13 protein-coding genes are annotated in these 15,454 nt (G+C 34.6%); 5 read left to right on the top strand and 8 right to left on the bottom strand.

What is annotated here, in order from left to right:
- Positions 1-30: 30 nt before the first annotated feature.
- The 3 genes from ACVWY7_RS19310 (at position 31) to ACVWY7_RS19300 (ending at position 3,983) form a co-directional block, all read left to right on the top strand.
- Positions 31-1,209, top strand: a complete 1,179-nt coding sequence (locus ACVWY7_RS19310; RefSeq protein WP_073525718.1) for a NupC/NupG family nucleoside CNT transporter — start codon at positions 31-33, stop codon at positions 1,207-1,209.
- 260 nt (positions 1,210-1,469) lie between these two features.
- Entirely contained in the window at positions 1,470-2,486 is a 1,017-nt protein-coding gene (locus tag ACVWY7_RS19305) for an LCP family protein (RefSeq protein WP_001984694.1), read from the top strand.
- A gap of 234 nt (positions 2,487-2,720) precedes the next feature.
- Positions 2,721-3,983, top strand: coding sequence for a VanW family protein (locus ACVWY7_RS19300; protein WP_073525727.1), 1,263 nt, complete (start codon positions 2,721-2,723; stop codon positions 3,981-3,983).
- Between the two features lie 48 nt (positions 3,984-4,031).
- Here ACVWY7_RS19300 and ACVWY7_RS19295 read toward each other — a convergent pair whose 3' ends face one another.
- Both ACVWY7_RS19295 and ACVWY7_RS19290 read right to left on the bottom strand, forming a co-directional pair.
- The gene (locus ACVWY7_RS19295; protein WP_000288793.1) at positions 4,032-4,304 is read right to left on the bottom strand and encodes a hypothetical protein; all 273 of its coding nucleotides are present in this window, start codon (positions 4,302-4,304) and stop codon (positions 4,032-4,034) included.
- A gap of 15 nt (positions 4,305-4,319) precedes the next feature.
- Positions 4,320-4,838, bottom strand: a complete 519-nt coding sequence (locus ACVWY7_RS19290; RefSeq protein WP_000822716.1) for an RNase A-like domain-containing lipoprotein — start codon at positions 4,836-4,838, stop codon at positions 4,320-4,322.
- A 377-nt stretch (positions 4,839-5,215) separates the two neighbouring features.
- On the opposite strand from ACVWY7_RS19290, the gene ACVWY7_RS19285 reads away from it, so the two are divergent.
- A complete protein-coding gene (locus tag ACVWY7_RS19285; protein ID WP_000852236.1) occupies positions 5,216-5,764 on the top strand; it encodes a TVP38/TMEM64 family protein in 549 nt (182 codons plus the stop codon).
- A gap of 62 nt (positions 5,765-5,826) precedes the next feature.
- Here ACVWY7_RS19285 and ACVWY7_RS19280 read toward each other — a convergent pair whose 3' ends face one another.
- The 3 genes from ACVWY7_RS19280 to ACVWY7_RS19270 form a co-directional block, all read right to left on the bottom strand.
- Positions 5,827-7,527, bottom strand: coding sequence for a M4 family metallopeptidase (locus ACVWY7_RS19280; protein ID WP_000730392.1), 1,701 nt, complete (start codon positions 7,525-7,527; stop codon positions 5,827-5,829).
- Positions 7,528-7,693: 166 nt separating this feature from the next.
- Entirely contained in the window at positions 7,694-7,822 is a 129-nt protein-coding gene (locus ACVWY7_RS19275; protein WP_000733137.1) for an NprX family peptide pheromone, read from the bottom strand.
- 14 nt (positions 7,823-7,836) lie between these two features.
- Positions 7,837-9,096 (bottom strand): helix-turn-helix transcriptional regulator, encoded by a 1,260-nt coding sequence (locus tag ACVWY7_RS19270; protein WP_001187931.1) that lies wholly within the window; start codon positions 9,094-9,096, stop codon positions 7,837-7,839.
- 199 nt (positions 9,097-9,295) lie between these two features.
- Here ACVWY7_RS19270 and ACVWY7_RS19265 point away from each other — a divergent pair, with 199 nt between their 5' ends.
- Entirely contained in the window at positions 9,296-10,759 is a 1,464-nt protein-coding gene (locus ACVWY7_RS19265; protein ID WP_000222895.1) for a nicotinate phosphoribosyltransferase, read from the top strand.
- Positions 10,760-10,963: 204 nt separating this feature from the next.
- On the opposite strand, the gene ACVWY7_RS19260 is transcribed toward ACVWY7_RS19265, so the two are convergent.
- From ACVWY7_RS19260 to ACVWY7_RS19250, 3 genes are all read right to left on the bottom strand, one after another.
- Positions 10,964-13,330 (bottom strand): heavy metal translocating P-type ATPase, encoded by a 2,367-nt coding sequence (locus ACVWY7_RS19260; protein ID WP_000796609.1) that lies wholly within the window; start codon positions 13,328-13,330, stop codon positions 10,964-10,966.
- A gap of 24 nt (positions 13,331-13,354) precedes the next feature.
- Positions 13,355-13,732 (bottom strand): ArsR/SmtB family transcription factor, encoded by a 378-nt coding sequence (locus tag ACVWY7_RS19255; protein WP_000918377.1) that lies wholly within the window; start codon positions 13,730-13,732, stop codon positions 13,355-13,357.
- A 255-nt stretch (positions 13,733-13,987) separates the two neighbouring features.
- Entirely contained in the window at positions 13,988-15,403 is a 1,416-nt protein-coding gene (locus ACVWY7_RS19250; RefSeq protein WP_001284875.1) for an amino acid permease, read from the bottom strand.
- Between the last annotated feature and the right edge of the window lie 51 nt (positions 15,404-15,454).

Raw genomic sequence — 15,454 nt, 5'->3', positions numbered from 1 at the left:
TAGCAGAATATCTCTTTTAGGGGGCTTACTATGAAATTTATTACTTTTTTCTTAGGACTTATCGTCGTCTTCTTCCTTGCTTATATCGCTAGTAACAATAAGAAGCATATTAAATTTAAACCTATTTTCATCATGCTTCTTATACAGTTAATTTTAACCTATTTATTATTAAATACAGAAATCGGTCTCATACTTATTCGGGTCATCTCCAGTTTGTTTACAAAGCTACTCGATTATGCTGCTGATGGTATAAACTTCGTATTTGGCGGCCTTGCCAATAAAGGTGAAATGCCCTTTTTCCTTACTGTCTTATTACCAATTGTCTTCATTTCCGTCTTAATTGGTATACTACAACATTTCAAAATACTACCATTTTTTATTCGTTGGATCGGTTACTTCCTTAGCAAAATAAATGGTCTTGGGAAATTAGAATCTTATAATGCTATCGCCTCTGCCATTGTCGGCCAATCAGAAGTTTTTATTACAGTCAAAAAACAATTAGCTCAAATTCCAAAACACCGTCTTTATACACTTTGTGCCTCTGCCATGTCAACCGTATCTATGTCTATCGTAGGTGCCTATATGACAATGATTGAACCTAAATATGTAGTAACCGCACTCGTTCTCAATTTATTTAGTGGTTTTATTATCGTACTTATCATTAACCCTTACGACGTTAAAGATGACGAAGATATTTTAGAGATTAAAGGCGAAAAGCAAAGCTTTTTTGAAATGCTTGGAGAATACATTTTAGATGGCTTTCGCGTAGCTATCGTTGTCGGCGCTATGCTTATCGGATTCGTCGCATTAATTAGCTGCATTAATGATCTATTCCTCATTATATTCGGCATTACTTTCCAACAATTAATCGGCTACGTCTTTGCGCCTGTTGCATTCCTTATCGGTGTACCAAGTTCTGAAATTGTCGCGGCTGGTAGCATTATGGCAACGAAGCTTGTAACGAATGAATTTGTAGCAATGATGGACCTTAGTAAAATCTCTAATAGCCTTTCTCCCCGTACAGTTGGTATTATTTCTGTTTTCCTCGTTTCTTTTGCCAACTTTTCTTCTATCGGCATTATTTCAGGTGCGGTAAAAGGATTAAACGAAGAACAAGGAAACGTTGTTGCAAGGTTTGGCCTTAAATTACTATATGGAGCTACTCTCGTTAGTATTTTATCTGCAATTATCGTAAGCATTATGTTGTAATTAGGTAAAATTTTATCATTTTCTTATCCCTATCTTTTGTATACAATAACGAATAGGTGTCTTATAAAATGAAACTTTAATCAGATTCGGCTATCCCTACTCTCATTATTAGCCTTCACCAATTGGGTATTTACCGGATAAATAATCAAGACATCTATTTTTTATACATGTACAATCGCTTTTATTTAGCGTACAATATTTTTTATGTATTTAAATGCGCTTCTAGATGTATACACTTTGATAGTTTTAAAGGAGAAAAAATGATGAAATCCGATATGAACAAAGATACTCGAGCCAAAAAAGGACGCTCAAAGAAAAAACGTCTACTTTGGTTCCTTCTTATTCCATTACTGATTATAGCACTTGGAGCAGGGGGATACTCCTTCCATATATACAGTAAAGCAAAATCAATTTTAAGTAATGCCTATTCTGAGCTGGGTCGCGGAGATAAATCCAGCAAACGTGAAAAAGCCGTTAAACCTATGACTGACAACATTTCCATACTTATTATGGGTGTTGATGAAAGTGATATTAGGGACAAGAATTATGGGAAAGCAACTCGTACAGATGCACTATTACTTGCCACAATTAATAAAAACGATAAATCTGTTAAACTTGTTAGTATTCCACGTGACTCACGTGTCTACATTAAATCACGTGAGAAATACGATAAAATTACACATGCGCACGTATTCGGTGGTGTGGACAGCACGATTGATACCGTAGAGAACTTTTTAGATGTCCCAGTTGACTACTATGTAAAATTCAACTTTAAATCATTTATCAAAATTGTTGATTCCCTTGGTGGTATTACTGTCGATGTTCCAGTTGAATTCACAGAACAAAATAGTAAAGATGAGGCTGATGCAATTCACCTTAAAAAAGGACGTCAACATTTAAATGGAGAAGAAGCACTGGCACTAGCTAGAACTCGTCATATCGATAGTGATTATATGCGAGGTCAACGTCAACAACTTGTTTTAGAAGCTATTGCTGAAAAGGCATTATCTCTTAATTCCATTAATAAAATCGGTGGTCTATTAGACGCTGTTGATAAAGACTTAAAAACAAATTTAACTTTTGATGATATGATGACAATTGCAAAAAATTCAATGGGTTCAAACTTAAAAATGGACAAATTGCAAGTAGAAGGTACTGATAAATATATAGGTGGTATTTATTATTACGTTCCAAATGAAAAAAGCGTCAATAATATATCGACAACACTACAAGAACATCTCGGTGTTACGAATAAAAATGAACATAAAAAATTATAATAAAAAGGCTGCTAGAACTTTCTAGACAGCCTTTTTATTATAATTTTCAACATATTTTTCATGCATATTGTGACAAAAAGAGACAATTATTACAACAGTGTAACATTTTTTATAAAAACATTACACACATAGTGAAAATAATAGTATACTAGTACGTACATAATGTTATTTTCATCATTTTTATACAAAAAATGTAATACATATATTTATACAAAAATTTCTGGGGGGAAATAAATGAAGCTAAGTAAAATACTGATCGGTTCTGCAATTGCTGGAGGCATATTACTTTGTGTAGGCGGTGTTAGTGGATATCAATATGTATCCAAACTAAATAATCAATTAGATACTACTGCATTACCAAATACTACATTTGAAGGTATTTCTCTCGATGGAAAAAATAAAAAAGATATTCAAGCCATTATTAATCAAAAAATAACTGAACTAGATCAAAAATCACTTACGTACATATTCCAAAATGATAAACAAACTTATACATGGAAATATTTAGGGATAAATTATAAAGAAAAAGATATTATCGACAAAATCTTTAAAGAGCAAGAAGGAAACGCAATGAATCGTTACAAAATGCGAAAGCAGGCTGAAAACGGTGAATTAAAACGCGACTATAAATTAACCCCTCAATTAAATACAACTGCTTATGAAAGCTTTATGAAGGATAAATATAATGAAACATTAAAAAATCCTGTTAATGCAGAATTAAGTATTGAAGGCACTACAGTAAATATTAGCCAAAGTCAAAATGGAGAAAAAATCGATAAAGGAAAGCTAACTGATTTAACGAAACAGGCCATTACTTCTGGCACATCTGACATTACGTTACCAGTTACACTATTAAAACCTGAACGCTCTACAGAAGATATACAGAAAATGGGAATTAAAGAAGTAATCGCTGAATATTCGACTCCAATGGCTGGTCGTAACGGGAATCAATCCTTTAACGTAAATAAGTCAGCTAATACTTTAAGTGGCGTTATTGTCGCACCTGATGAAACGTTTAGTTTTAATGGCCGCGTTGGCGTAACGGATGCTGCACATGGTTATAAATCCGCAGCCGTATATTCACAAGGTAAGGTTATACAAAGTGCAGGCGGAGGCGTTTGCCAAGTTAGTAGTACTTTATATAGCGCAGCTTTAAGAGCAGATTTAGGAATTGTTTCTCGAAGCAATCATTCTATGCCCGTAAATTATTTACCACTTGGGCAAGATGCAGCAGTGGCAGATTATGGTCCGGATTTAAAATTTAAAAACAATACAGGCAATCATATCTATATTCAAGCATTTTCAAATGGAGGTAGTATTACTACACGTATTTTTGGTACAAATACTGGTAAAAATGTTGAAGTTTCTTCTCAAGTAATTAGTAGGACTAATGATAAAATAACAGCAGTTACGTATAAAAAAGTAACACAAAACGGTGAAGTAATATCTAATGGCCAAATTTCAAAAAGCGTATATAAAAGTGCTCCAAAACAATAAGACACCATTAAAAGAACACATTTCAAAAACAAAAAAGGCGTGAGTAGATCACGCCTTTTTCTTTTGCAATAATACTAAAAAGGTTGTAAGATGATCTTTCGTTTCTTCTAAAGACCACATACGATTTCCTTGCTTCGCAGCTAATACGCACGCCTCTTCCCAGGCATCCTTTTTCTCCATATATAATAATTCATCGCGTAATTTCAAAACAATTTCTTCATCTTCTTGCTCTATAAACTCTTCCATCACGCCTACTATTTCATCTTCATGGATGCTTAACGTACAGTACGATTTGAGAAAATATTGTAATGTCGTATACATATTTACTCCCCCTTCTTATTTATCAGATGGATAAGAAGTAATAATCTTATACCCTAAATCTCCTGACTTATCTCTTGCTAAAACAGTAACTGTTTTTACTAACTTGTCTTTTACATTCATATTTTTCTTTATTACCGTTTTTCCAACCGGGAATGAATGAGTTGTATTTAATACGAGACGAGCCTCTTTAGAATTTTTTAACCAATCTTGAATTTCCTTATCATGCTGCTTCAAACTATCTTTTACAGCTTTCGTCGCTGTTTCCTTATCATAGTATGTACTTGCTGCTGATACTTTATCTGTCTTCAAGCGATTCTTCAAATCCTCTTCTGATTTGCCTACATGTCTTTCAATCGTATGACCATTTTTAGGTGGTCCTTCCATTTCATCTAAAATATTATCACTAATTTTTTCTACTGATGTCGATTGATTCCCTGTTTGTTTCTCTGTTTTTTGTTCTTTTCCTGCACATCCACTTAAGATCAGCATTAGTGCCATTAAACTACTCAAGAAAAGACTACTTATTCGTTTCATCATATCACCTCTTTCATGATTATTATCGTAACTCCACTAAAAGTCAATTTCACACTGAAAAAACATACACATTTGTTAAATTCCTCACCTATTTTTCATAAAACCGCTATTTTCGAACTTTTATAAATATACCCCTATGTTTTTATAATTATTTCCCGAGTTGAAATACCTATAAAAACACCAAATAAACCTTTTAAATAAAGGGTTTATTTGGTGTTTTTTAAGTTATTAAAATATACCCCTCACTTCATATACCCAATACCCATATAAGGTATATGATTGGTGTTTTATCAACGTTTTCTACATTATGTAAATTTGTACTTGCCTACACAATAGAAATATGGTGTAATGCAAAAAAAGATAAAGGATTTTAAACAATGGCTGAAACAATTCAAAACTTCTTAACAAACTATTATTCAATCGCAATTCCACTTAGTATCTTAATTAACATCATCATCAGTCTTTTAGGTTTTATCCCTAGTATTTTTTTGACCGCTATTAACATACAGCTCTTCGGTGTAACAAACGGAACCATTATTTCGATCGCAGGTGAGGCATTAGGGGCTATTATTTCGTTTTATATTTATCGTATAGGCCTTCAGAAATTCACTCACAGCAAAGTAAATAAGTATCCAAAGGTAGAACGCCTCCTTTATGTAAAAGGTAGAGAGGCCTTTCTACTCGTCCTATCATTCCGATTGATACCTTTCATCCCATCCAGTATCGTTACTTTATTTGCAGCTCTAGGTAAAATGTCATTACTATCCTTCAGTATTGCCAGTACAATAGGCAAAATACCGGCTTTATTGATTGAAGTATATTCGGCATATCATGTTATCAATGGAACAAATGAAGCGAAGTGGATTGTAACAATCGCGGGCGCTATTGGGTTGTTTTATTTGTGGAAAAAATGGAGAAAAAAATAAAGAAGGAGCCTATGCTCCTTCTTTATTTTTGAGGTATTTTATTATAACTATCCCTTAAAGCCTTAGTTTACGCCAACAGCACTGTATGATTGCTTAACTGCTGCTACTTCTGCAGAGCTAGCACCATATAAATCAGCTGCAGCTTGTACTAATCCAGCACGAGCTTGACTAAACGTAGTAGATTGTGTGAAATATTGCGTATTTGCACGGTAATAAATCGCTCCTACTTTATCTTTACCAATACCGTTTACAGTAACACCGTAATGCGTACCACCATTCGCTAGTAAGTAAGCAGCTTTGTTAATAATACCGCTATTTGTATGAACGCCACCGTTATCACCAGTGCCTGTGTAACGCTTAGAATAATGATCTGGATCACCATATTTCGTTGGATCACTCATAGAGCGAAGTGCATCTCCAGCTTTACCAGGCGTGTAAATATCTTCACCAATTTCCCAATCAGGGTTACGGTTATCATAATACTCTACTAATGTACCAAATACATCTGAAATAGCTTCATTTAACGCTCCTGATTCATTTTGATAAATTAAATCTGAGCTATACTCTGTAACAGCATGCGTTAATTCATGGCCAATTACATCAATTCCACCAGACAATGAAGTGAATGTTACACCATCACCATCTCCGTATACCATTTGAGAGCCATTCCAGAACGCATTATTATATCTACTTCCATAATGAACTGTTGATTTTAATGGTGCTCCTGCATCATTAATAGAGTTTCTATTAAATGTCGCTTTATAGTAATCATATGTTCTACCAGCATAGTAGTGAGCATCTACTGCCGCTGCATCATACGCTGCATTGAAAACATTATCCGCATCTACCCATAACGTTCCTGGTAATGTTGAGCGGTTTTTCGCATCATATGTGAAAATCGTTGCTCCGCGCGTATTATCTTGTAAATAGTAAGATGATGCAGATAACGTTGTATTAAGTGACTTCGTATCTCCTAATACACCTTTACCAGTACCCACTGCATTTGTGCCTGTTACAGGCTTTACAGCCGGTTTCGCTTCTTGTTTAGGTGCCTCTTGCTTAACTGGTGACTTATCTTCATTTGCTACATGATCCAATTTATTATATTTATTTAATACTTTACCGCTGTCTGCTTCAATGAAATAGTAGTAGTTTCCTGGGCTTGGCTCTAAGAAGTTTAAATTTACAACGTATGCATACGTTGTTTCTTCACCATTTTGATATACATATAAGTCCGCTTTTGGTTCTACCTCATATTTAGGTGTAACACCTAAATCTTTTTGCGCAATTTCAATTGCTTTTGCGCCTTCAATCTTATTTTTATTTTTCAACTTTTCTTTTTTGTCTAAATCAGGTGCAACTGTTCCAGACAATACTTTTAAAGAACCATCTTTACTTACGTGAGCTACTTGTGTAGAACCCCATACAGGTACTCCTTCGTAAACTTGTTGCAAACGTAATACTGTTGAATCAGTTACAGCATCTTTCTTCGCTTGTTTCACTTTGAAAGAATCTTGCGCACTCTTTTCCCCTAACTTATAATCACCTTTTGCTGCATTTAAGTAATCAAACACAACAGATTCTGCTTTCTTACCAGTTGCTTCAGTTAAATCCCCAGAAACAAACTCCGGTGACTGTACTGTCTCATTGTACTTCTTCGTAGAGAGCACATTTTTAGAATCTGCAAAAGCAGAGCCTGTCCCTCCAAACGTTGTAACTGCCATTCCTGTCGCTAACACTAACGCTAAACTTTTCTTTTTCATGAACCTTCCCCCTAATAAATTTTTTTTGAAAAAGAGTAGTTTCATATTAGCATTATGTTTTCACTATTAATATACTAAAAATTCAATTAATTTTTTTCTCAAGTTTTGTAGAATTTTGAGGAACAAATATTGAAAAACCCCTTTCCGGTTGGAAAGGGGGTTTCAATTATGAATTAATTTGTTGAACTGTTTTAGCTTCTTGACCAAGAGTATCTGGCTTCCACGCATACTGAATATCTAATACCACCGCCGCAATCGCCATAACTACAAATGTTCCTGCAATTAACTTTTTCATACTACCTCTCCTCCTTATTCTTCTAATAAGTTTATCGCTAACTTATAGTAGCGATTACTCTCTTTAAAATCTGAACATTCTTCTAGGTATTCAGCTAGTTCTAAATATATTTTCTTTAAATCTTTTATATTTTCCTCTGCTTTAAAGAAAGGAACTACTTCTATTTCTAGAAATTTTTTATAAACATCTCTTTCTTCAAAATGCTTATATCGTAAACTTAATAATAAATATAGCATCCCTTTATATCTATCATCTTTCCTTGCAGCAATGATGCCTTTTTCAATCCATTTAGCCGCTTCGTCGATTTCTCCTAATTGAATACACTGTAACGAAAGCTCATACATAGCATCAATATAGTTCATATCCTCTTCTTTTTTATACTTTAAACATTCTATATAGTACTCTTTTGCCTTAGTATAATTTTTTTGACGATAATACAGGTAACCAATATTATTCAAAGCGATAGATAGAATATTATCTTTATCAGCAAAAGAAGTCGCTTCCCTTATGATATGATTATAAATTTCCATAGCTTCGTTATATTGTTTTTTTCTAGTGTAACTAAAAGCAATTAAAAACTTGCAATTAATTATATTTCTAAATTTATATTCACTTTTAAAGCCTTCTAATGCCACGTTAGCAAAGTATAATGTCATATGGTCTATTTCCATCTGACTATAAGTTAGTGCTAAATTATAATATATTCCTGTTTCATAATAACCTAACTCTTTCGCCATCGCTTCCGTCTTCAACAAGTATTCCAATGCCTGTGTATATTTGTACTGTACAGAATATAACAATGCCTTATTATACGTATATAACATCTTCTGAAAAGGTGAGTATTTCTTGTAAACTTTTTTTAATCTCTCTAATTCTTCTTCAACAGCAGGTAAATCTCGTTTCATCATTAAATACCGCGTATAAAGCAGTTTATAATAATTTATAATTTCAAAATCCAAAACATGCTTCATTTCACCTTGCAATTCTTCATATATGCGTTCTACTTGTGGCTTGTCCAAATGAACTAATGCATTTAACCATTCATCCAGCTTCCCCTTCACATCTTCTTCTACATCTCTCAAATCCGTCACGGCAATTTCTAATCTTGCGCAGAGCAATTGTAGAATCTCTTCTGATGCTTCGATCTTTCCATTTTCGATTTTACTTAAGTATGAGACAGAACAAATGCCCTGACATAATTCTTCTTGTGTCATTTTTTGCTGTAGCCGTTTGTAAAAGACTTGTTTGCCTATTTTTTCTAATGTTTGTTGCATTGTCCTCCTCCATTCTCATTTACCCCATTACTTTAATAATACATAAAATCTTGAGAAATATAAATTGATAAATGTTAATTTTCTAAAAAATATGCATTATTTCATTTTTTTCCCCCTTGACTCTTCTTTCATATCCATTCTTTGCTACGATGGTTGAAAAATTGGTATACTATAACCAAATTATGGAGGTGTTTTCGCGATGACTTATTATAAAGATGATAGCTATGCCTTACATACAGATTTATATCAAATTAATATGGCTTATACATATTGGAAAGATGGTATTCACAATCGCCGCTCGGTGTTTGATTTATACTTTCGAAAGCTTCCATTCGAGAACGGTTATGCTGTTTTTGCTGGTCTTGAAAAAATTGTAGAGTACATAGAAAACTTTAGCTTTACCGAAAGCGATATCGCTTATTTAGCAGAATTACAATTTGAAGAAGAATTTCTTCATTATTTACAAAATATGAAATTCACTGGTACGGTTCGTAGTATGCAAGAAGGTGAAGTTGTGTTTAATAACGAGCCTTTATTGCGTGTCGATGCACCGCTTGGTGAAGCACAAATTATTGAAACTGCCCTGTTAAACATTGTGAATTACCAAACATTAATTGCAACAAAAGCTGCTCGTATGAAGCACGCTGCAAATAACGATGAACTTTTAGAGTTCGGCACAAGACGTGCCCACGAGTTCGATGCAGCCCTTTGGGGCACACGCGCTGCCTTTATTGGTGGTTTCTCCTCTACAAGTAACGTACGGGCTGGAAAACGCTTTGGGATACCTGTAGCCGGCACACATGCGCACTCTTTTGTTCAAGCTTATCGCGATGAATATGTTGCTTTTAAGAAATACGCTGAAACTCATAAAAAATGTGTCTTTCTCGTTGATACATATGACACATTAAAATCTGGTGTGCCAAATGCAATTCGCGTCGCGAAAGAGTTTGGGGATCGCATCAATTTTTATGGCATTCGCCTCGATAGTGGTGATATGGCTTATTTATCTAAAAAGGCAAGAAAACTACTAGACGAAGCCGGGTTTACAAATACAAAAATTATTGCTTCTAGCGATTTAGATGAATACACAATTATGCACTTGAAATCTCAAGGAGCAAAAATTGATGTATGGGGCGTTGGAACAAAATTGATTACGTCCTTTGAGCAACCAGCGTTAGGGGCTGTTTATAAACTAGTTGCGATTGAAGATACTGATGGAAAGTTAAATGATACAATTAAAATTTCATCTAACCCGGAAAAAATTACTACTCCAGGACTGAAGCGAATTTATCGCATTATCAATCGAGTAAACGATCATGCTGAAGGCGATTATATTGCATTAGATTATGAAGAACCTGGAAAAGAAGAACGCTTAAAAATGTTTCATCCTGTTCACACGTATATAAGTAAATTTGTAACAAACTTTGAAGCTCGCGAACTGCATAAAGACATTTTCGTTAACGGTGAAAGAACATATGAACTACCAGGAATATTAGATATTCAAAAATATAACGAACAGAGTCTCGCGCTATTTTGGGAAGAGTATATGCGAACTTTAAATCCTGAAGAGTATCCTGTCGATTTAAGTCAAGAATGCTGGGATCATAAAATGAATTACATTCAAACTGTTCGAGAACAAGTTGAAAAAAATATACAAAAATAAAACAGAGAAGCTGCTCCTTCTCTGTTTTTTCAATGCTATATATATCTTTGCGAAAAATATATTAAAATAATAAGGCAAATATTTTTTATTTGTAAATTTAAATGTTAAGTTATTAATTTATAAAATAATATTTGTTATTATTTTATTGAGTCAATTTCAACAGAATAACCTAAAAAGAGAGGACGCGGGTTGCGTCCTCTCTTTTTATAAATCTTTCACTCGTAGTACACGCATTGCATTTAACACTGCCAGTAGTGTCACACCAACATCTGAGAAAACAGCTTCCCACATTGTTGCAATACCGAAAGCACCAAGTAATAAAACTAATCCTTTTACACCTAATGCAAAGATGATATTTTGCCATACAATGCGTCGTGTACGTTTTGCAATGTTTACAGCTGTTGCAATTTTTGAAGGCTCATCAGTCATAATAACGATATCTGCCGCTTCAATTGCTGCATCTGATCCTAAACCACCCATTGCAATACCAACATCAGCTCTTGCTAATACTGGTGTGTCATTAATACCATCACCAACGAAAGCAACTTTTTCTTTTCCATGTTTCGTTGCATCAATTTTTTCAATTTCTTCTACTTTTTGTTGCGGTAATAGTTCTGCGTGAACTTCATCTAAACCTAATTCTTTCCCAACAGCTTCACCAACTAGTTTTGCATCACCAGTTAACATAACTGTCTTCTTAATACCTAGTTCTTTTAACTTTTGAATTGCTTGTTTTGAATCTTCTTTTACTTCATCAGAGATAACAATATAACCTGCATATTTTCCATCTACAGCAACGTGAACTAATGTACCTACTGTTTCTGGTTGCTTAAATGTAATGTTTTCTTTTCTCATTAATTTAGCATTACCTGCAAAAATTTCTTTCCCTTGTACCTTTACGACTGTACCGTGACCAGAAATTTCATTATAATCATCAATTATTTTTTCATCAATTGATTTTCCGTATGCATTTCGAATCGATTGTGCAATTGGATGGTTAGAATATACTTCAGCAAATGCTGCATACTCTAATAATTCTTCATTTGTAATGCCTTCGCTCGGTTCCATTTTTGTAACTTTGAAGACACCTTTTGTTAATGTTCCTGTTTTATCAAAAACAATATATTTCACATCATTTAAAGCTTCTAAATAGTTACTTCCTTTTACTAACACACCACTTTTAGATGCTCCACCGATACCTCCAAAGAACCCAAGAGGAATAGATACAACTAACGCACATGGACAAGAGATTACTAAGAACACTAGAGCTCTATAAATCCAATCAGAGAATGTAGCTCCTTCTAAAATAAGTGGTGGAATAAACGCCATGATCGCTGCTGTAATTACTACAACTGGCGTGTAGTAACGCGCGAACTTCGTAATAAAGTTTTCTGTTGGCGCTTTTTTACTGCTTGCATTTTGAACTAAATCTAAAATTTTTGATACAGTTGATTCACCAAATTCTTTTGTAACTTCAATTGTTAATACACCATTTTGGTTTACAAAACCACTTAGTACATCATTTCCAACTTCAACTTCACGTGGTACAGATTCACCAGTCAATGCTGAAGTATCTATCATTGACGCTCCTTCAACTACTTTTCCGTCTAATGGTACTTTCTCACCAGGTTTCACGATAATATAATCGCCGATTTGTACATCTTCTGGTGATACTTGTTTCGTTTCATTTCCAACCTTTACATTTGCGTAATCAGGACGAATATCCATTAATGAAGTAATTGATTTTCGAGAACGGTTTACCGCAATACTTTGGAATAGTTCCCCTACTTGATAGAATAACATTACTGCAACTGCTTCCGGGTATTGCTGAATCGCAAAAGCTCCTAGCGTTGCGATTGCCATTAAGAAGTTCTCATCGAACACTTGGCCACGAGTTATGTTTCTTACCGCTCTCCAAACGATATCTCCACCGATTAATAAATACGCAAGGACGAATAACGGAATTGTTATCATTTGTGGTAAGCCAGCTAATGCAGCAATTGCTGTCAAAATTCCGCCGACCACTAATCGGCCTACCATCTTTTTCACATTTGCTTCACCATGATCGTGACTATGTCCGTGGTCATGACCACCCTTTTCTTCACGAACAACTTTCACATCTGGTTCTAACTTTTGAACGACATTTGTTATATTCGCTACAGTCGCTTCTAATTCTCTTTTATTCGCTACTTCAACTCGTAATTTCTTTGATACGAAATCAACAGTTGCTGCTGAAACTGTCGGCATTTCCTTAACTTTATTTTCAATCTTCATCGCACAGTTTGCGCAATCTAAACCTTCTAATATAAACACTTCTTTTGCCACTTTGGTGTTTTTTTCTTCTTGTACTTTAATGTGCGGTTCTAATTTTGTAACGAGCTGTTTTGCTTCTGTAACAACTTCGCTTTCTTTATTTTGTACCGTTTCTAAAACCATTGTTTTTGTCGCGAAATTTACAGAGCAAGAATTTACTCCTTCTATATTCCCAACACCTTTTTCAATTTTCATTGCACAGTTCGCACAATCTAAACCTTCTAACATCAGTTTCTTTTTCACTAATGCTTCAGCCATCGTTCTCCCTCCTCGCGTTCTTTTTTATTCTTCCTCGTTTACGTGTTCAAACGCTTGCTCGAAGATATGAATTACGTGCTGGTCAGCTAACGAATAATAAACGACCTTTCCTTCTTTACGATTCTTTACAAGTTTCGCTTGCTTTAACACACGAAGCTGATGTGAAATAGATGATTGTGTCATTCCTAATAAATACGCTAAATCACAAACACACATTTCAGCTTCAAATAACGCATGTAATATTCTCGTACGTGTACGATCACCTAATACTTTAAATAATTCTGCTACCTTACTTAAACTTTCATCAGTTGGAATTGTTTGTTTTACTTGATCCACAACTTCTTCATGGATTATCGTTTGAGAACATGTCTCTTGTGGTGTTTCTACTTTATTTCCAGCCATTATAGCTCACCTCTTCATTTGAACATATGAACAATCATTCATATATCTTATACTTTTATTATATGAGCGTCCATTCATATGTGTCAATGAAATCTCATACATTTTTTTGAACATTTCGTTCACATTTTTAAAAGGCCTACACATATTTTCCGCATCCATTACATTCTCATACAAAAATGGATGTACACTTTGCACAAAAGAAAAAGCCTTGTGCGCTCCCTAGACGCACAAGGCTTACTATTACTTATATCCCTTTTAATTAGCTTGTTCTAAATTATCCTGCGAACTTCCATCGTCTTTTAAATGACTATGTTTTTTCGAATAAACAAAGTATACAACTACTCCAATTGCTAACCAAATACCGAAGTAGATCCATGTTGTTAATGGTAGGTTAAACATTAAGAATAGACAACATGCGATTGAAATAAGCGGTAGCGTTGGTACAAGTGGTACCATAAAGCCACGTTTTAAGTTCGGATGTGTTTTACGAAGAATAATAACTGACACACCTACCATCGCAAATGTTAATAATGCTCCAATATTCGCTAAATTTGACAATTCTTTTAAATCGATAAATCCAGCAATTAAAGCACTACCAATACCTGTTAACCAAGTTGAGAATACTGGCGCTTCTGTTTTCTTATTGATTTTCGCAAATGATTTTGGTAATAAACCGTCACGGCTCATCGCGAAGAATACACGCGTCGTTGCATAAATGTAAGCAAAGATTACAGCCATAATACCAATTACAGCTCCAACTGCAATTACACCAGCTACTTTATCTTGTCCTACAACTTCTAATACATATGCCATAGCTTCTGGTACATCTAATTCTTTATAAGAAACCATACCTGTCATAACGAGACAAACTACAACATAAATAATTGTACAAATAACTAACGAAGCAATAATACCAATTGGTAAATCACGTTGTGGATTTTTTACTTCTTCAGCAGAAGTTGCTAATGCATCAAATCCTAAGAAAGCAAAGAATACTGCTGCTCCACCGGCAAAGATTCCGCTAATGCCGTATGGCGCAAATGGTGTCCAGTTTTCTGGTTGTACGTAAAACGCACCAACTGCAATGAATAAAATAACAATACCAATTTTAATTAATACCATTATGTTATTCACACGCTTACTTTCTTTCGTACCTCTTGATAGTAACCAAGTTAAAACTAATGTAATAACTACTGCTGGTAAATTCACAATCCCACCTTGTGATGGAATCTTTAACAGCTCTGCTGGAATTTCTAATCCAAATCCACTCACTAAGTTATTAAAATAACCCGTCCATCCACCAGCTACTGCGGCAGTTGTTACGACATATACAGATAATAATGTCCACCCCATTAGATGGGCAATAAACTCACCGATTGTCGCATATGAATATGTGTACACACTACCTGAAACCGGAAGTGTAGATGCAACTTCTGCATAACACAACGCTGCAAATCCACAAACGATCGCTGCAATCATGAATGAAAAAATAACTGCTGGACCAGCATCTCTTGCTGCTACTAATCCTGTTAATACTAGTACTCCTGTACCAATTATCGCACCAATCCCTAGCATTGTTAGGTCAAATGCCCCTAGCGTTTTCGTTAAAGTTTTACTTTTACTTTCCCCTAACAATTGCGTAACGGATTTCTTTTTAAATAGGTTGGCCACGATGTATGCCCCCTTTTGCCAAGAAGAGCTAAGAGATATTCACTCTTAGCT

This window comes from Bacillus sp. TE9106W (assembly GCF_054062215.1).
The sequence above is the reverse complement of the archived record's forward strand: the minus strand, read 5'-3'. Positions and strand labels throughout refer to the sequence as shown.